Annotated in this window: 18 protein-coding genes; 13 read left to right on the top strand and 5 right to left on the bottom strand. The window is 63.7% G+C overall.

Features of this window, described 5'->3' with window-relative positions; genetic code table 11:
- The first annotated feature begins 148 nt into the window (after nt 1–148).
- The 8 genes from paaA (at nt 149) to ACWA13_RS16085 (ending at nt 6,536) form a co-directional block, all read left to right on the top strand.
- Nucleotides 149–1,174 carry a 1,2-phenylacetyl-CoA epoxidase subunit PaaA gene (paaA, locus tag ACWA13_RS16120; RefSeq protein ID WP_463935216.1) on the top strand — a complete coding sequence of 342 codons (1,026 nt, stop codon included), beginning with the start codon at nt 149–151 and terminating at the stop codon, nt 1,172–1,174.
- Entirely contained in the window at nt 1,171–1,647 is a 477-nt protein-coding gene (gene paaB / locus ACWA13_RS16115; protein WP_463935215.1) for a 1,2-phenylacetyl-CoA epoxidase subunit PaaB, read from the top strand. The genes paaA and paaB overlap by 4 nt, the downstream gene beginning before the upstream one ends.
- On the top strand, nt 1,644–2,534 hold the full coding sequence (gene paaC / locus ACWA13_RS16110) for a 1,2-phenylacetyl-CoA epoxidase subunit PaaC (RefSeq protein WP_463935214.1): 891 nt from the start codon (nt 1,644–1,646) through the stop codon (nt 2,532–2,534). Before paaB ends, paaC begins: the two co-directional genes overlap by 4 nt.
- A 5-nt stretch (nt 2,535–2,539) precedes the next feature.
- A complete protein-coding gene (paaD, locus tag ACWA13_RS16105; protein WP_463937955.1) occupies nt 2,540–3,076 on the top strand; it encodes a 1,2-phenylacetyl-CoA epoxidase subunit PaaD in 537 nt (178 codons plus the stop codon).
- A gap of 9 nt (nt 3,077–3,085) precedes the next feature.
- On the top strand, nt 3,086–4,327 hold the full coding sequence (gene paaE, locus ACWA13_RS16100; protein ID WP_463935212.1) for a 1,2-phenylacetyl-CoA epoxidase subunit PaaE: 1,242 nt from the start codon (nt 3,086–3,088) through the stop codon (nt 4,325–4,327).
- Between the two features lie 55 nt (nt 4,328–4,382).
- Nucleotides 4,383–5,174: an enoyl-CoA hydratase/isomerase family protein gene (locus tag ACWA13_RS16095; protein ID WP_463935211.1), complete on the top strand. Its 792-nt coding sequence runs from the start codon at nt 4,383–4,385 to the stop codon at nt 5,172–5,174.
- Between the two features lie 51 nt (nt 5,175–5,225).
- Nucleotides 5,226–5,882, top strand: coding sequence for a LysE family translocator (locus ACWA13_RS16090; protein ID WP_463935209.1), 657 nt, complete (start codon nt 5,226–5,228; stop codon nt 5,880–5,882).
- Nucleotides 5,883–5,984: 102 nt separating this feature from the next.
- Complete coding sequence (locus tag ACWA13_RS16085; protein WP_463935207.1) at nt 5,985–6,536, top strand: YdeI/OmpD-associated family protein; 552 nt, start codon at nt 5,985–5,987, stop codon at nt 6,534–6,536.
- A gap of 38 nt (nt 6,537–6,574) precedes the next feature.
- Here ACWA13_RS16085 and ACWA13_RS16080 read toward each other — a convergent pair whose 3' ends face one another.
- Together ACWA13_RS16080 and ACWA13_RS16075 are read right to left on the bottom strand one after the other, a co-directional pair.
- On the bottom strand, nt 6,575–7,432 hold the full coding sequence (locus tag ACWA13_RS16080; protein WP_463935205.1) for a prephenate dehydratase: 858 nt from the start codon (nt 7,430–7,432) through the stop codon (nt 6,575–6,577).
- Between the two features lie 162 nt (nt 7,433–7,594).
- Nucleotides 7,595–8,428 carry an alpha/beta fold hydrolase gene (locus ACWA13_RS16075; RefSeq protein ID WP_463935203.1) on the bottom strand — a complete coding sequence of 278 codons (834 nt, stop codon included), beginning with the start codon at nt 8,426–8,428 and terminating at the stop codon, nt 7,595–7,597.
- Nucleotides 8,429–8,525: 97 nt separating this feature from the next.
- Here ACWA13_RS16075 and ACWA13_RS16070 point away from each other — a divergent pair, with 97 nt between their 5' ends.
- Both ACWA13_RS16070 and ACWA13_RS16065 read left to right on the top strand, forming a co-directional pair.
- Nucleotides 8,526–9,092, top strand: a complete 567-nt coding sequence (locus ACWA13_RS16070; RefSeq protein ID WP_463935201.1) for a TetR/AcrR family transcriptional regulator — start codon at nt 8,526–8,528, stop codon at nt 9,090–9,092.
- A 36-nt stretch (nt 9,093–9,128) separates the two neighbouring features.
- Nucleotides 9,129–10,262: an FAD-dependent oxidoreductase gene (locus ACWA13_RS16065; protein WP_463935199.1), complete on the top strand. Its 1,134-nt coding sequence runs from the start codon at nt 9,129–9,131 to the stop codon at nt 10,260–10,262.
- Here the strand turns inward: ACWA13_RS16065 and ACWA13_RS16060 are convergent.
- On the bottom strand, nt 10,259–10,885 hold the full coding sequence (locus ACWA13_RS16060) for an AmiS/UreI family transporter (RefSeq protein WP_463935198.1): 627 nt from the start codon (nt 10,883–10,885) through the stop codon (nt 10,259–10,261). The two genes, ACWA13_RS16065 and ACWA13_RS16060, sit on opposite strands and share 4 nt — an antisense overlap.
- A 127-nt stretch (nt 10,886–11,012) precedes the next feature.
- On the opposite strand from ACWA13_RS16060, the gene gdhA reads away from it, so the two are divergent.
- The 3 genes from gdhA (at nt 11,013) to ACWA13_RS16045 (ending at nt 14,536) form a co-directional block, all read left to right on the top strand.
- Nucleotides 11,013–12,350 carry an NADP-specific glutamate dehydrogenase gene (gene gdhA / locus ACWA13_RS16055; RefSeq protein ID WP_463935196.1) on the top strand — a complete coding sequence of 446 codons (1,338 nt, stop codon included), beginning with the start codon at nt 11,013–11,015 and terminating at the stop codon, nt 12,348–12,350.
- Nucleotides 12,351–12,375: 25 nt separating this feature from the next.
- Nucleotides 12,376–13,086 carry a TenA family protein gene (locus tag ACWA13_RS16050; RefSeq protein ID WP_463935194.1) on the top strand — a complete coding sequence of 237 codons (711 nt, stop codon included), beginning with the start codon at nt 12,376–12,378 and terminating at the stop codon, nt 13,084–13,086.
- Between the two features lie 160 nt (nt 13,087–13,246).
- On the top strand, nt 13,247–14,536 hold the full coding sequence (locus tag ACWA13_RS16045; protein WP_463935193.1) for an ammonium transporter: 1,290 nt from the start codon (nt 13,247–13,249) through the stop codon (nt 14,534–14,536).
- A gap of 121 nt (nt 14,537–14,657) precedes the next feature.
- Here the strand turns inward: ACWA13_RS16045 and mmsB are convergent, their stop codons facing one another.
- Together mmsB and mmsA are read right to left on the bottom strand one after the other, a co-directional pair.
- On the bottom strand, nt 14,658–15,962 hold the full coding sequence (gene mmsB, locus ACWA13_RS16040) for a multiple monosaccharide ABC transporter permease (protein ID WP_463935191.1): 1,305 nt from the start codon (nt 15,960–15,962) through the stop codon (nt 14,658–14,660).
- A gap of 5 nt (nt 15,963–15,967) precedes the next feature.
- Nucleotides 15,968–17,497 (bottom strand): multiple monosaccharide ABC transporter ATP-binding protein, encoded by a 1,530-nt coding sequence (mmsA, locus tag ACWA13_RS16035; protein WP_463935189.1) that lies wholly within the window; start codon nt 17,495–17,497, stop codon nt 15,968–15,970.
- Between the last annotated feature and the right edge of the window lie 53 nt (nt 17,498–17,550).

Here is a 17,550-nt window from a genome sequence, read left to right as displayed (position 1 = left end):
AATCATCGCGGCAGTGCCAAGCCCGCGGTATTCCGCCCGCAGCGGTGTCCCGCTCTAGGGCGATTGGGTATCGGCCGTTGACCCGGGGGCTTCCTGCACATATCCTGAACGAACGTTCGGTAATAAAGCGCTGTACGAAGGAGCAACGATGGCCATGCAGGACTTACAGTCAGCATCTGCTGAGCGGTCCCCGGAAGAGCGGGAAGATTCTGCACGCCTGATGGCCGAAGCCCAGGCAAATTTCGACCGCGTCATGGCCGACGATTCCCGGATCGAGCCGCGCGACTGGATGCCGGATGCATACCGTAAAACGTTGCTGCGCCAGATCTCCCAACATGCACACTCCGAGATCATCGGGATGCAGCCGGAGGCGAACTGGATTTCACGTGCCCCCAGCCTGAAACGCAAGGCCATCCTCATGGCCAAGGTCCAGGACGAGGCCGGCCACGGGCTGTACCTCTATTCGGCCGCCGAGACCCTGGGCCAGTCCCGGGACAAGATGATGGCAGACCTCATTGCCGGCAAGGCACGTTACTCCTCTATCTTCAATTACCCGGCGCTCACCTGGGCGGACATGGGTGCCATCGGCTGGCTGGTGGACGGCGCGGCCATCTGCAACCAGGTGCCGCTGTGCCGCGCCTCCTACGGCCCCTATGGCCGCGCCATGGTTCGGATCTGCAAGGAGGAGTCGTTCCACCAGCGCCAGGGCTTCGAGATCCTGCTGGAACTGGCCAACGGCACCCCCGAACAGAAGCAGATGGCCCAGGACGCAGTGAACCGCTGGTACGCGCCGTCGCTGATGATGTTCGGACCGCCGGACGACGATTCACCCAACTCCAAGCAGTCAATGGCCTGGAATATCAAGCGCTTCAGCAACGACGAACTCCGTAGCCGCTTCGTGGGCATGATGGTGGAACAGGTCCGGGTCCTGGGCCTTACCCTCCCGGATGAACAGATCCGCTACAACGAGGACACCAAAAAGTGGGAGCATGGCCCGCTGGACTGGCACGAGTTCCAGGAAGTCCTGGCCGGCCGCGGCCCGTGCAACGTCCAGCGCCTTGAGCGCCGCAGGGAAGCGCACGACGACGGCGCCTGGGTCCGCGAGGCAGCCGTCGCGTATGCGGACAAACAGCTGGCAAAACAGTCAATGACGACGAAGGAATACGCAGCATGAGCCCCCACGGCAACCCGGAAGCCCCGGCCAGCTCGGCCACTGAGATCAACCGCGAGGCGCCCAAGGTTTCGATAAGCTCAAGCGCCGATCAGACGGTGGTCGAGCCTGTCGAGACCCGGAAGGTTTCGACAGGCTCAACCACCGGGGTTTCGACAGGCTCAACCACCGGGATTTCGAGCTCAACCACCGACCGCAACGCTTGGGGCCTTTGGGAGGTTTTCGTCCGGTCCAGCCGCGGCTTGAGCCACGTCCATGCCGGCTCGCTGCACGCACCGGATGCCGCCATGGCCCTGCGCAACGCCCGCGACCTCTACACCCGGCGCAACGAGGGTGTATCAATTTGGGTTGTCCCGGCGGACGCCATCGCTGCCAGTGATCCGGATGCAAAGGGCGCGTTTTTTGAGTCGCCCCAAGGCAAGGATTACCGGCACGCCACGTACTACACCAAGAGCGAAGGGGTGAAGCACCTGTGATCCCCACCGGCTCAACCGGCGTGGCCGGCGGCGACTCCAACGCGAGTGCCACCCGCATTACTCCCGGCAACGCCCTCCGTCCGGAAGACATCGCGCTCGAGGTCCGCACCGGCCTGGCCAAACCCACCCAGGACGTGGCCGAGTACGCGCTGCGGCTGGGCGACGACGCCCTGATCCTCGCCCAGCGCTTGGGCCACTGGATTTCCCGTTCCCCGGAACTGGAGGAAGATGTCGCCCTGGGCAACATCGCACTGGACCAGCTGGGCCACGCCCGGTCCTTCCTCAGCTATGCCGGCGGCGCTATGGAAGGGGAAGGCGGGACCACGAAGACCGAGGACGATCTGGCCTATTTTCGCCGCGAGCACGAGTTCCGCAGTGTTCAGCTATTCGAGCAGCCTAACGGCGATTTCGCGGTGACCATTGCCCGCCAGTTCATCGTGAGCTACTACCAGTTCGAGCTGTATCGCCGGCTCGCCGAATCCACCGACGCAACGCTGGCTGCCATCGCCGCCAAGGCCGTGAAGGAGGTTGACTACCACCGGGACCACAGCGCCCAGTGGATCCTGCGCCTGGCCGGCGGCACCGAGGAGTCCCGCACCAGGATGATCCACGGCCTGCGCCTGATGTGGCCGTACGTCAACGAACTGTTCCAGGATGACGACCTGACGCGCCGCCTCGCTGAGGCGGGTGCCGCCGTCGCGCCTTCAAGCCTGCGCGAGGACTTCGACCGGCTCACCGGCGACGTCCTGGTCGAGGCGGAGCTCGAGGTGCCGGACGTCCCGGCAGCCCCCGGCGGCGGACGGCACGGCAGGCACTCGGAGCACCTGGGCTACATCCTCGCGGAGATGCAGGTCCTCGCCCGCGAATACCCCGGAGCAAGCTGGTGACGGCCATGTACATCTCCGACTTCGAAACCCGCACCCCTGTAAGGGAGAAAACTGCGCGGCACACGGCGTGGGACATCGCGGCCACCGTCTGCGATCCGGAAATCCCCGTCCTCACCATCGAGGACCTGGGAATCCTCCGGGACGTGCAAGTGGGGCAGGGCGGAGCAGTGACAGTCACCATCACCCCCACGTACTCGGGCTGCCCGGCCATGGACGCCATCCGCGACGACCTCAAGACGGCATTCGCCAAGGAGGGCTACGCCGACGTCCACGTGGACCTGGTGCTCGCCCCGGCCTGGACCACCGACTGGATGACCGAAGCCGGAAAGGCGAAACTTCAGGAGTACGGCATCGCACCGCCGTCGGGCAAAGCAGGAGCGGCCCGCCACGCAGGCCCCATCCGCCTCCAGATGGCCGTGAAGTGCCCGCAGTGCTCGTCCCTGAAAACCAGGGAACTCACCCGTTTTGGTTCCACGTCCTGCAAGGCGCTCTATGTGTGCCAGGACTGCAAGGAACCGTTCGACTACTTCAAGGTCCTCTAAGGAAGCCCCATGCCTGTTGTCCGCCCCACTGACGCAGAGACGGAGCAGGCCACCGGCCGCCGTCGTCCCTCCTTCCACACGCTCACGGTCAAGGAGGTGCGCCGGCTCACCGAGGACGCCATTGAAGTCTCCTTCCATGTCCCGGCGGAGCTCGCCGGCCACTTCGACTACCTGCCCGGCCAGTACGTGGCGCTGCGCACCAAGCTCGCGGATGAGACCGGCGAACTGCGCGAGGTCCGCCGCAGCTACTCCATCTGCGCCGAGCCGCGCAGCTTCGAGGACGGCAGCAGCGAGATCCGGGTGGCGGTGAAAAAGGACCTGGGCGGGTTGTTCTCCACCTGGGCGAATGCCGAGCTGAAGGCCGGGGACACGCTGGACGTCATGAGCCCCATGGGCGCATTCGTGTCCAAGCACGGCCGGGACGGCAAGGCCGTGGAGCAGAACCGCATGAACTCCATGAATAACCCGGAGGAGCTGGCCGGTGATGTAGCCGCCAACGGGGAAGCCACGTTTGTAGCCATCGCCGCCGGCAGCGGCATCACCCCCGTGATCGCCATCGCCCGCACGCTCCTTGCCGCCAACCCGGAATGCCGTTTCGACTTGATTTACGCTAACAAGGCCGCCATGGATGTGATGTTTCTGGAAGAACTCGCGGACCTGAAGGATAAGTACCCGCAACGGCTGGCCATCCACCACGTCCTGTCCCGCGAGCAGCGGATCGCTCCCTTGCTCAGCGGCAGGATCGACGCCGAGAAGCTCCAGCAGCTGCTGGGCACTGCCATCCATGCTGAGAATGTGGACGAGTGGTTCCTGTGCGGACCGTTCGAGCTGGTACAGCTGTGCCGTGACACTCTGGCCGAGCGCGGCGTGCAGCCGGAAAACATCCGTTTCGAGCTGTTCACCTCGGGAAAACCCGACCGCCCGGAAGGCAACGCCGGCCGTCCGGTAGCTGTGGACACATCCCGGGATACGTACAAGATTACGTTCAAGCTTGACGGCCTGCAGGGCGAGGTAGCCAGCCCCACCCACGCCCGTGAGTCGATCCTCAACGCAGCGCTGCGGGTCCGCCCGGATGTGCCGTTCGCCTGCGCCGGGGGAGTCTGCGGAACGTGCCGCGCCAAGGTTGTCGCCGGGAGCGTCACCATGGATGAGAATTACGCGTTGGAGCAGGACGAGTTGGACAGAGGCTACGTGTTGACCTGCCAGTCGCACCCCACCACCCCTGAAGTCACCGTCGACTTCGACGTCTAGCGGTGGGATTGTTGGTCGAGCTTGTCCAAATCCGAGACCCACAAAAGGAGCCCGAATGATCTCCCTCTCCATGAGCAACGGTGTTGCCGAGGTGGTGCTGGACGCGCCAAACAAGCTGAACTCCCTAGACGAACAGGCGCTGACTGATTTGTCTCAGGCGTACGACGACGCCGCTGCCGCCGCCTCCCGCGGCGAGGTCCGGGCACTGCTGCTCAGGGGAGAGGGCCGGGCCTTCTGCGCCGGCCGGGACATTTCCGGCGTGAGTCCGGACAGTGATGACGCCGCGGCGTACCTGGGCGGGCTGGTAGAACCGTTGCTGAAAAAAATGAGCTCATTCCCGGCGCCCACCTTCGCGGCGGCCCACGGCGCCTGTTTAGGCGTGGGCCTCGGGCTGCTGCTGGCCACGGACGTGGTGTACGTAGCGGACACCGCGAAGTTCGGTTCCCCGTTTGCGAAACTGGGAGCCACGCTGGATTCCGGCGGGCATTGGTACTTCACCGAGCGGCTGGGCATGCACCGGACGCTGGACCTGATCTATACAGCGGAACTGATGAGCGGCGCGGAAGCCGTGGCGCAGGGGCTGTTCAGCCGGGCAATGCCGGCACATGAACTTCTGGACTCCACCAGGGACATCGTGGCCCGGGTGGCGGTGGGTGCCACGGGCGCCTTCGTTGCCAGTAAGGAGCTGGTTGCACACATCCGCGACCAGCGCCTGGGCTTCTGGGACGCGATGGCGCAGGAGAATGCGGAACAGGCCAGGCTGTGCGCCACCGAGGACTATGCCGAAGGGTTCCGGGCCTTTCAGGAGAAGCGGGAGCCGGTATTCCGGGGTTTCCAGGCTCGCTGAGATGTGGAGGCACCTTGCCGTCCGCCGCCTCCTGTCCGGATAATTGCGCTCATGACCCTTGCTTCCCTCGCCGCGTTTGCCGGTCTGTGCGTTGTTCTTGCCCTGACGCCCGGACCGGACACCTTCCTGGTCCTGCGCATCGCGTTGAGCCGGCCAAGCGCCGGGGTGGCTGCTGCGGCTGGTTCTGCGGCGGCCTCGCTGGTGTGGGCTGCCCTGGTAGGTATTGGTTTGGCGGCACTCCTGGAGCAGTCGGCCGAGCTCTTCCGCTGGCTCAAGATTGCCGGCGGCGTGTATCTCCTCTACCTCGGTGTATCGTCCTTCATCAGGTCACGGAAGGCCGCCAAGGCCCTGGCAGCCAGGACCGGCGTGGACGGCAGTGTGCAGGAATCGGCGCTCCTGTACAGCCGGCTCACCGGCTTCGGTGCCGGAACCCTTTCCACCCTGCTCAATCCCAAGGTCGGCCTGTTCTACCTGGCCGTGGTTCCGCAGTTCATCCCCCGCGGCGGCGACACAATGGGCACGGCGCTCCTTCTCGGCGTCGTCGTGGCCGTCGTTTCGTTTGCCTACCTCTCGATGGTTTCGCTGGTGGCCTTCAAAGCGATGCGGTGGCTGAAGCGCCCCAAGGTGAGTGCCGCCGTCGAGAATTCCAGCAGCGGGATCATCGCGGCACTGGGCCTGGGTGTGGTGGCGTCCGGCGCCACGAGCTGAGGGTTTCCAGCCCGGAGGAGTGACCTTGCCGGGGACGAGTCGCTTGTGAAGCGCTTACGGCACAATGACAGCAGGAAATGGAAAGGGTGGGCCAGGTTGGAAATGCTGGAGTTCCGCAATGCCGCGGAGTGGGAGGACTGGCTGGAAGCCAACCAGGCTGAACGGACAGAAGCCTGGCTGCTGATCGGAAAGCGGCACTCTGGAGCGGGGCTGATCGCGATCGAAGATGCACTCGATGTGGCCCTGTGCTATGGCTGGATCGACGGCCAACGGAAATCGCATAGCGACACTGCCTACCTGCAGCGGTACTCGCGGCGGCGGGCCAGGAGCGCGTGGTCGCGGATCAATGTGGACAAAGCGGAGGCCCTGATAGCGGCCGGGCGCATGCGGCCGTCGGGCTTGGCAGAGATTGAAGCGGCTAAGGCGGACGGGCGTTGGGAGGCTGCCTATGAATCCCAGCGAAAGGCCGAGGTGCCGCCTGACCTGGCGGCGGCCCTGGCGGAGGATGCTGTTGCTGACTCTGCCTTCCAACAGCTGGGACGGACCGGACGCTACGCGGTGATCCTGCTTCTTCTCAAGGCCCGAACCCCTGAATCCCGTGCCGCGGTTTTGGCCAGGGAGGTAGCCAAGCTGGCAGGGCGCGATTCTTCCTGAAGCCCCGCGTGGGCCTGCCCGGGTGGTCCACGCGAAGCTCAGGCGCCGGCGGCCTGCTGCAGGCGGTAATCGGCGGCCGGGTAAACGCCAAGGATCCGGACCTCGGTCGTGAAGAAGGCCAGTTCCTCCAGCGCCAGCTTCACCGACAGATCCTCAGGGTGGCCTTCCACGTCCGCCATGAACATGGTGGCGGCGAATTCATTGCCCACCATGTAGCTCTCCAGCCTGGTCATGTTCACGCCGTTGGTGGCAAATCCGCCCAATGCCTTGTACAGCGCGGACGGGACGTTGCGGACGCGGAAAACAAAGCTCGTGACGGCGGGCCCGTCGAGTTCGTCGCGGGCAGGAAGTTCCTTTTCGCGCGCCAGCACCACAAAGCGGGTGGTGTTGCTGGGGTCATCCTCGACGGCGGTGGCCAGGACTTCCAAGCCGTACAGCTGGGCGGCCATGGGTGGAGCCAGGGAGAGTTTGGTGGGATCATTCCAGTCCCGGACTTCGCGGGCGGAACCGGCGGTGTCGCCCGCAATAACAGGCTTGAGGCCGTGGGCGCGGATGATCCGGCGGCACTGGCCCAGGGCGTGGATATGGCTGTGGACTTCGGTGGCCGCCTCGATGCTGCTGCCCGGCAGGCCAAGCAGGTCAAAATGGATAGGCAGGAAGAACTCGCCAACAATCTGCAGCTTGGACTGGGGCAGGAGGGCATGGATATCCGCCACCCGGCCTGCGATGGAGTTCTCGATCGGAATCATGGCAAGTTCGGCCTCACCGCTGGACACCAGTTCAAAGGCGTCCTCAAAGCTGGCGCACGGCACGCTTTCCATGTCGGGGAACATGTCCTGGCAGGCAATGTTGGAGTTGGCGCCGGGTTCACCCTGGTACGCGATCTTCTGAGGCATGGACACCATCGTTCCATGTCCTTCCGAACCACCCAATTCAGTCGTCTTGGATGTCGGTGACGCCGGCCGGCTCCGGGATTCCCTGGCTTGTCCGCAGAACCCGGCTTTGAAGCCTGGGACGTGCGGACAAGCCTGGGAGTGCCCGTTGGAAGGGACGGCCGGCTACTTGGCCAGGAAGGGCAGCAGGATCTGGTTGATTTCCGCGCCGTGTGTCCAGAGCATGCCGTGGGGTGCGTCGTCGATCTCCACATACTCGGCGGAGGGAAGCCGCTTGGCGAACTCGCGTCCGGTGGCGTCGATGGGCAGGATGCGGTCATCCGTGCCGTGCACGATCAGCGCTGGGACCGTGACCTTTTCGATGTCCGCACGGAAGTCCGTTAGCCAGGAGTCGACCACCGCGAAGGAAGCGTACCAGGAGGAACCGGCAGCCACATTCCAGGCGCTGCGCAGGGCTTCCTCGCTGAGCCGGTTGCCCAGGAAGTTGTCCGTGTTGAAAAAGTCATTGTAGAAGTTGCTGAACCAGGCGTAGCGGTCCTCGATGGCCGCATCGCGGATGCCGTCGAAGACGGTGGCAGGAACGCCTGTGGGGTTGTCGTCCGTCTGGAGCAGGAACGGCTCCAGGGATGCCAGGAAGACTGCCTTCGCGATGCGCGCTTCGCCGTAGGTCCCGATGTAGCGGCCCACCTCGCCGGTGCCCATGGAGAAGCCGACCAGGACTGCGTTCTGCAGGTCCAGGGTTTCCATCACTGTGTTGAGGTCTGCAGCGAAGGTGTCGTAGTCGTAGCCGGTGGTCGGTTTGCTGGACTTGCCGAATCCGCGGCGGTCGTAGGTGATGACCCGGTAGCCGGCCTGCAGGAGAGCCGCGGTCTGCTTCTCCCAGGAGTCGCCGTCGAGGGGGTATCCGTGGATAAGAACCACTGGCTGACCTGTGCCGTGGTCCTCGTAGTGCAGTTCAATGTCCGTGGTGTTCTCCGTGCCGACTTTGATGAAACCCATGATCCAGTGTTCCTTTTCTCGATGGGAGAACGATCGTTCTCCGTCATGTGTAACAGCCCTATAGAACGATCGTTCTCATTGCAAGTAGAATCGCTGCATGGATGTTTCCGAGATTCGCACCCGCATCGTCGCCACCGCGGACGAGCTCTACAACGCGAAGGGAATCCAGGCCGTCGGTATGGACGAGCTGCGCACGGCGGCCGGTGTCTCACTAAAAAGGCTGTACCAGGAATTCCCGTCCAAGAGCAGGATTGTCATGGCGGTTCTTGAGTGGCGGCATCAGGCCTGGACGGAGGGCCTGGATGCCAAGGTGCGCGAGGCGGCAACGCCGCGCGGACAGCTCCTGGCCATCTTCGACTACCTCTCGCAATGGTTCTGCCAGGACACGTTCCGCGGCTGCGGCTTTATTAACAGTTTCGCGGAACTGGGAGCCGTTAGCCCGGAAGTCGCCGACTATGCGCGTCAGCACAAGGCGTCTTTTCAGGAGTATGTGGGGAAGCTGACCAGGGAGGCCGGTGGGCCGCCGGTGCTTGCCGCGCAGTTGTCCATCCTGGCCGAGGGGGCGCAGACCACTGCTGCCATCGCCGGCAGTCCGGATGCCGCGGGGCAGGCGCGGCAGGCCGCCGAAGTCCTGATCGACGCGGCGCTGAACGCTGCTTCGTAGCTGCCTCTACACCCATCAACAAGGCTTGGAGCACATGTGAAACTGACCGGAACTGCTGACTTCGTGGTGGTGGGCGCGGGCTTGGCCGGCGCCGCTACCGCCTGGCAACTGGCCTCGCGCGGACTGGACGTCACGCTGGTGGAGCAGGATGTGCCGGCGGGCCGTCATGGAAGTTCGCACGGTTCAGCCCGGATTTTCCGTTACGCCTATGAGGATCCTTTTTATGCCGGCGCCGTGGTTGAGGCGAAAGTCATGTGGGATGCCCTGGAAGCGGTCAGTGGAGAAAAATTCATCACCCCCGCTGGCGCCGTCGATTACGGCCCCGGGCGCGATCCCGGCCTACTGGCGGAAGTCCTGGCGGGTGCCGGCGTCGAACATTCCCTGCTGGCCGCCGGCGAGGCGCGCAGCCGTTGGCCCGGGATCGCGTTCGATACCGACGTCCTTTGGCACCCCGGTGCTGGGGTGATTGACGCCGAATCGGCAGTTAGCGCCATGGTCCGGCTTGCCGTCGCGAACGGCGTACGGCTCCACACTGGCTGGCAAATGGAGCGCATTGAGCGGAGTGGAAGCGGGTACCGGCTCACCGCCCGGAACGGTGAAACGCTCGACGCCGGCAACGTGGTGGTCAGTGCCGGCGGCTGGCTGCCGCGGCTGCTGCAGGATCTGGCACTTCCGGCCGGTTTCCTTGCTGCGCTGCCGGAGATCACGGTGCGGCAGGAGCAAGCGTTCCATTTCCGTTACCTGGGCCAGGGCGCTGCCCGCTCCTGGCCCACGTTCATCCACGGTGCCGGGGGGATGATGGTGTATGGCCTCCCCGGCGGGCGCGATGCCGGATTCGAGGGGCAGAAAGTGGCCGAGTTTAACGGCGGTCCCCTGATCCCGTCCGCCGCGGAGCAAACCGGAATGGTGGATCCGGCCAACCGGGAACGCGTGGTGGAGTATGTACGGCGCTACCTGCCCGGCGTCGACCCCCAGCCCTATGCCGAAACCACATGCCTGTTCACCAGTACCCCTGACGAGGAATTCGTGATTGACCGGGTGGACGGCATCACTGTGGTTTCGCCTTGCTCCGGCCACGGGGCCAAGTTTGCGCCGTTGATCGGGCGGTGGGCGGCGGACCTGGCCTGCGGGTCAGGCAGCGTGCCGCCCAGGTTCCGCCCGTCCCGCTAGGACGGCAGGCCGGTCAGTGGCGCCGGAAGGCGCAATGCGGGTGTTGCGCGCCTGGCCAGTACGCCCGCCACCAGGAACAGCGCCGCAAGGAAAGCCGCCAGGCCCAGGGCAACCTCCGCGCCGTAGGGCCACAGCCCGGCGATACCCAGGAAAGCCGGCACCGTTGCGGTGACCTGGCTGGTCAGCACCAGGGACCAGCCGGTGAACAGGTCCACGCCGGTCTTTCCCAGGGCCATGGAAGCGAAGAAGAGGCCCCACAAGACGGCCCAGCCCAGCCACAGGACGGCCAGTACGGGGTCGCTGCCCAGCCATGCGAAGGCCAGCAGCACGCCCAGAACGGCCACCATGCCGCAGAACCAGCCAAGTCCCTTTGAGCCCAGCCTCAAGAAGGTGTCCAGTCCTACATAGACATATGTCAGGCCGAACAGGAGCATCCCTGCAGCACTGAGCAGAACCTGAGTGCCGCCGTCGTGCGTGGCCACATAGCCGACGGCGAGCGAGACCTGGATCGCGCCCACCAGCGCGCTCAATGCGCCGGCATCGCGCCGGGGGAGGCGGCCCAGCAGGCCCAGCCCGTTGATCAGGAGGGCGGCTCCGGAAAGGAGCAGGCAGAGATAAGGCATGACGACCTCTTTGTACGCTGAATGACTTGGGGGCGGTTGCGGGAGTGGAAAATCCGCTATTCTCGATTCCAAGATATGAAAACTTGATACCGTCACGTGGAATTATAATCGATCTGAGGAGACACTCATGGATGCACGCCTGGCCGCCATCAGGGACACGGTCCTGGCGCGAAACCCCGGTGAAGCGGAGTTCCACCAGGCCATCACCGAGGTGTTTGAGAGCCTGGGTCCGGTGCATGACCGGCACCCTGAATTTCTCCATGGCGCTGTCCTGGAACGGCTCTGCGAACCGGAACGGCAGATCATTTTCCGTGTTCCGTGGACTGACGACCAGGGTCAGGTGCAGATCAACCGCGGCTTCCGGGTCGAATTCAACTCAGCGCTGGGCCCATATAAAGGAGGCCTGCGGTTTCATCCTTCGGTGAACCTCGGAATCGTAAAATTCCTGGGCTACGAACAGATTTTCAAAAACGCGCTGACCGGAATGCCGATCGGCGGCGGCAAGGGCGGCTCCGATTTTGATCCGCGTGGCCGCAGCGACGGGGAAGTCATGCGGTTCTGCCAGTCGTTTATGACCGAGCTGTACCGTCACATCGGTGAATACACCGATGTCCCGGCGGGGGACATCGGCGTGGGCGGCCGCGAGATCGGCTATCTTTTCGGTCAGTACAAGCGCATCACCAACCGTTACGAGTCCGGTGTCCTCACCGGTAAAGGCATCTCGTGGGGCGGTTCACTGGTACGGCCAGAGGCCACCGGGTTCGGCACCGTCATCTTCACCAACGAGATGCTCAAGACGCGCGGCCTGTCCTTTGACGGCCAGCGCGTGGTGGTCTCCGGTTCGGGCAACGTGGCCATCAACGCAATCGCCAAGGCCCAGGCGCTCGGCGCCGCCGTGGTGGCCTGTTCAGATTCAAGCGGGTACATCGTGGACGAGGCCGGTATTGACGTTCCGCTGCTCAAGGAGATCAAGGAAGTGGAGCGCGCGCGGCTCAAGGAATACTCGGTGCGCCGGCCCGGCGCCAGGTACGTGGAGGGCGGTTCCGTCTGGGATGCCGGCGCCACCGTGGCGCTGCCCTGTGCAACGCAGAACGAGCTCGACGGCGGAGCTGCCGCCGCCCTGATGCGCAGCGGTCTCCTGACAGTTGGCGAAGGCGCGAATATGCCCTGCACCCCTGACGCGGTGGCCGCGTTCCAGGCGGGCGGCGTGCTGTTCGGACCGGGCAAGGCCGCTAATGCCGGTGGCGTGGCCACCTCTGCCCTTGAGATGCAGCAGAACGCCAGCCGCGATTCCTGGTCCTTCGAACACACGGAGAACCGGCTGACGGACATCATGGTGGGGATCCATGACGCCTGTGCGGCCACTGCCGAAGAGTATGGTGCTCCCGGGGACTATGTCCTCGGGGCCAACATTGCCGGCTTCGTGAAGGTTGCCGACGCGATGCTGGCCCAGGGCCTGATCTAGCCACCAACGCCAAAAGAAAAAGGGGATGAAGCGCTTGGGCTTTGCCGAAGATCTGAGAAGCAAGTGTGCCGCGGAATGGGACGCGGCCGTCGGGCATGAATTTATTGACCAGCTGCTGGACGGAAGCCTCCCGAACTCCGTGCTGCGGCACTACCTGGTGCAGGATTACCAGTTCTGCGATGCCTTTGTTGCCCTGCTGGGACAGGCCGTTGCGTCTGCGCCGTCCTTGTCATCCAGGTTGGTCTTCGCCGGTGTCCTGGGGGCTTTCGCCGCCGACGAAAACAGTTATTTCCGGGACTCCTTTGAGGAGTTGTCCGTCCCGGAAGCTGACCGGAACGCACCTGAGCTGACCCCGGCAACCCGGGATTTCGATGCCCTCATGGGCCGTGCCCTGGACACCCGCTCCTACCCGGATGTCCTGGCTGTGCTGCTCGTGGCGGAGTGGCTGTATGGCGACTGGGCAGCCCGGGCCGGTGATGAGGAATCCTGGCCTGCGGCCGCGAGGCACCGGGAGTGGATCCGGCTGCACAACAACCCCGGTTACAACGGCTGGGTGACGTGGCTTAGGGAGGAGTTCGACGCCGTCGAGCCCGCGGATGCCGCAACCCGCGGGCGGGTGGCGGAGACTTTCACGGAGGCCGTCCGGCTTGAGCGGGCATTCTTCGACTCGGCAATGGATCGGCCATCCGGTCCACCGGAGGCCGCTACTGGTCCCGTCCCGGGAGTTAAACGTTGATTTAACCCGGCCGAAACCTACTTCCGATTCCCCGGCCTACTCTGGATTCCAGACGGCAGCCGCTGCCTCCCCTTGCCCCGCGGTTCTAACTCCGCTTTCCGGTACAGGCAGGTTCTCCGGGCGGCTGGCGCTCTCTCTTCGCATCTAGAAAGGGGCTTCCATGGACTCCGGAAACGTCGCTTGGATCCTGGCAAGCGCAGCACTGGTCTGTATGATGATCCCCGCCCTGGCGCTGTTCTATGGCGGAATGGTGGGTTCGCGCCGCATCCTCAACATGATGATGATGTGCTTCGGTGGAGCCAGCCTGGTGGCTGTTCTCTGGGCGCTCTTTGGGTACTCCCTGGCTTTTGGCAACTCTGTTGGCGGGCTGGGACTGATCGGGGACATTACCGAGTTCCCCGGCATGGGGCAATTGCTGGCCGCCGACGAGGAATCATCTATTCCGGTGATCCTCTTCGCAGCCTTCCAGCTGTTCTTCGCCTGCGTGACCACGGCCCTGGTGGCCGGAGCCGCCGCCGGCCGGATGAAATTCGGCGCCTGGATGCTGTTCGCGGGCATCTGGGCCACCGTTGTCTACTTCCCGATCGCCCACTGGGTTTTCGCATTCTCCTCCGAAGATGGCACTGTTACCGGCGGCTGGATTGCCAGCGGCATTGAAGCCATCGACTTCGCCGGGGGCACGGCAGTACACATGAACGCAGGTGCGGCAGCTCTGGCGCTGGCGTTGGTTCTGGGCCGCAGCTCAGGGTGGCCCACCATGGAGCACACCAAGCCGCACAGCCGCCCGCTGGTCCTGATCGGCGCAGGCCTGCTCTGGGTCGGCTGGTTCGGTTTCAACGCTGGTTCGGCACTGTCCGCCGGCCATTCGGCGTCGGTGGTCTTCCTCAACACCGCAGTCGCGGCCTCCGCGGGCCTACTCGCCTGGGCGCTGGTGGAACGCCTCCGTCACGGTGCCGCAACCAGCATGGGCGCCGCCTCGGGCCTGATCTCGGCACTCGTCGCCATTACGCCGGCCTGTGGCGCGGTGAGCCCTCTTGGTGCGCTTGCTATTGGCGCCATTGCCGGCGCCGTCTGCTCCCTTGCCATTGAACTGAAGTTCCGGCTCGGTTATGACGATTCGCTCGACGTCGTTGGCGTCCACCTGGTGGGCGGCATCCTTGGGACGCTGCTGATCGGCTTCTTTGCTACGGACGCGGCTCCCAACGGTGTGAGCGGACTGTTCTACGGCGGCGGATTCGCGTTGCTCGGTGTCCAGGCACTGGCCACGGTCGCGGTCCTGGCGTACTCGTTCGGCATCACCTGGATCCTGGCCAAGATCCTGGACAGGGTCATGGGCCTTCGCATCCATCCGGAAGACGAGCTCCGCGGCATCGACATTGCCGCCCACTCCGAGTTTGCCTACCTCACGGATGAAGATCCCGTGGAACTGGGGTCTGCGCGCCAGTCATAGGGCCCCTTTATTCGGAAGCCTATTCGGACGCCTGGATTACGCAGAACGCCCGGCCGGAAAACATCCGGCCGGGCGTTCTGCATGCTCCCTGCTTGCTTGCGGTGCAGGGACTATCTACGGGTCAGGACTTGGCGGACGAACCTGAGGAGGCGGCCACCGGCTGCCCGGGCGCCTTGTCCTTGGACGGCGCCGCGTCACCGGAAGTCGGGGGCTTGGTCCGGAACGTGAAGATCTTGCCGATCTTGCTGCTGCCGCCGGTGCGTTTTTTGTTGAAGACGTCGAACGCTACGGCGAGGAGGAGCACCAGGCCCTTGATGAGCTGCTGGTAATCCGTGCCCAGTCCGAGGATGGACATGCCGTTGTTGAGCACACCCATAATGAGGCCGCCGATCATTGCTCCGGCTACCGTGCCAATGCCACCCGTGACGGCTGCACCACCAATGAACGCTGCTGCAATGGCGTCGAGTTCAAAGCCTGTGCCACCCGCGGGCTGCGCAGAGTTCAGCCGTGCCGTGAACACCAGCCCCGCCAATGCGCCGAGGATGCCCATGTTGACGAACAGCCGGAAGGTGACCTGCTTGGTTTTGATGCCGGAGAGCTCAGCCGCGTGAAGGTTGCCGCCGATCGCGTAGATATGGCGGCCGAAGATGCTGTTGTTCATAAGCGCCGAGTAAACGATCACCAGGAGGGCCAGGACAATCAGGACTAGCGGGGTTCCGCGGTAGCTTGCCAGCAGGAAGGTGATGATGAGCATCAGGACGGCAATGAAGCCGTTCTTGACGGCGAACCATGCCATCGGTTCATTTTCCAGGTTGAACTTCCGGCGGACCCGGCGTTCCTTGATGGCCTGGAACAGGATGGCGGCAGTACCGCCGACGCCCAGAATGACAGTCAGCCACTCCAGCACAGATGTTCCACCCGAAATATCGGGCAGGAAACCGCCGCCCAACGCGCGCAGTTCGTCGGGGAACGGAGTGATCTGCTGGTTCTTGAGGGTGATCAGGGTCAGGCCGCGGAAGATGAGCATGCCCGCCAGGGTGACGATAAAGGCCGGGATACCCACGTAGGCGATCCAGTAGCCCTGCCACGCACCTACCAGTGCGCCCACCAACAGGCAGGCAGGGATGGCAATCCACCAGGCCCATCCCCAGTGGACCATCATGACGCCGGAGACGGCGCCGATGAAGCCCGCAACGGAGCCTACGGAAAGGTCAATGTGGCCGGCGATGATGACCATCACCATACCGATGGCCAGAATCAGGATGTAGCTGTTCTGGACCACCAGGTTGCTGACGTTCTGTGGCTGCAGCAGGATGCCGTCAGTCAGTATCTGGAAAAGGATGACGATGAGGATCAGGGCGACGAAGATGCCAACCTGGCGGAGGCGGCTTGTCAGGAAGCCAAGGGATTCTCGTAGGGCGGACATGTTCGCTATTCCTTCTCTTGGGTCATGAAGTGCATGAGGGATTCCTGGGTGGCTTCGGCGATGGGAACTTCGCCCGTGATGTGGCCCGCGGACAGCGTGTAGATCCTGTCACAAATGCCCAACAGTTCGGGAAGCTCGGAGGAGATCACAATGACGGCTTTCCCCGCGGCGGCGAGTTCGGCAATGATCGTGTAGATCTCAAACTTGGCGCCCACATCAATCCCGCGGGTCGGCTCGTCCAGGATGAGGACATCGGGGTCAGAGAACATCCACTTGCTCAACACCACTTTTTGCTGGTTTCCACCAGAGAGCTTTCCGGTGATGGCAGCAACGGAGGGAGCCTTGATGTTCATGCTCTTCCGGTACTGGTTGGCCACAGTGGTCTCTTTGTTGGCGTCTACCCATCCGCCTTTGGCCAGCTTGTTCAAGGCCGCCATGGAGATGTTCCGCTTGATGTCCTCAATCAGGTTCAGCCCGTAGTGTTTCCGGTCTTCCGTGGCGTAGGCGATGCCGTGGTTGATTGCCTGGGAAACGGAAGAGGTATTGATCTCCTTGCCGTACTTGTAGACCGTGCCGGAGACCTGCCGGCCATAGGTCCGTCCGAACACGCTCATGGCGAGCTCCGTCCGGCCGGCTCCCATGAGCCCGGCAAGGCCTACCACCTCGCCTTTGCGGACGTTGAGGCTGGCGTTATGCACCACCGTGCGGGAGTGGTCCTGGGGATGCTGGACGGTCCAGTCCTCAATGCGCAGGACCTCTTCGCCGATCGCGGGCGTCCGTTCCGGATAAAGGCTCTTAAGGTCGCGGCCGACCATGCCGCGGATGATGCGCTCCTGGGTGATCTGCCCTTCATCCAGCCGCAGAGTCTCAATGGACTTGCCATCGCGGATGATGGTGACGGCGTCTGCTACCTTGCGGATCTCGTTGAGTTTGTGGCTGATGATGATGCTGGTGACACCCTGGCCCTTGAGGTGCAGGATGAGGTCCAGCAGGTGATCGGAGTCCTCATCGTTCAGGGCTGCGGTGGGCTCATCGAGAATGAGGAGCTTCACCTCCTTGGAGAGCGCTTTGGCAATTTCCACGAGCTGCTGCTTACCAACGCTGATGTGCTGGATGGGCGTAACCGGGTTCTCGCTGAGTCCCACTCGCGCCAGCAGCTTGGCGGCTTCCAGGTTGGTTTTTCGCCAGTCCACCCAGCCGCTCTTGGCCAGCTCGTTGCCGAGGTAAATGTTCTCCGCGATGGACAGATATGGGCTGAGGGCCAGTTCCTGGTGAATGATCACGATCCCGCGCTTCTCGCTGTCCGAGATGCTGGAAAAGTGGCAGGGCTCATTCTCGAAGAGGATGTCGCCATCGAAGGTGTTATGTGCGTAAACGCCGGAAAGCACCTTCATGAGAGTGGACTTTCCGGCTCCGTTCTCGCCACAGATGGCGTGAACTTCACCGCGGTTGACATCCAGAGTGACGTCCTGGAGGGCTTTAACCCCTGGGAAGGTCTTGGTGATTCCTCGCATTTGAAGAATGGGTACGTTCATCGTCAATTCCCGCTGACTGGTTGGAACTTGGCCGGGCCGATGCTTCGACGGGG

It is taken from the genome of Pseudarthrobacter sp. TRD_SC_9 (genome assembly GCF_055361265.1).
This window is presented reverse-complemented; position numbering and strand designations above follow the sequence as displayed.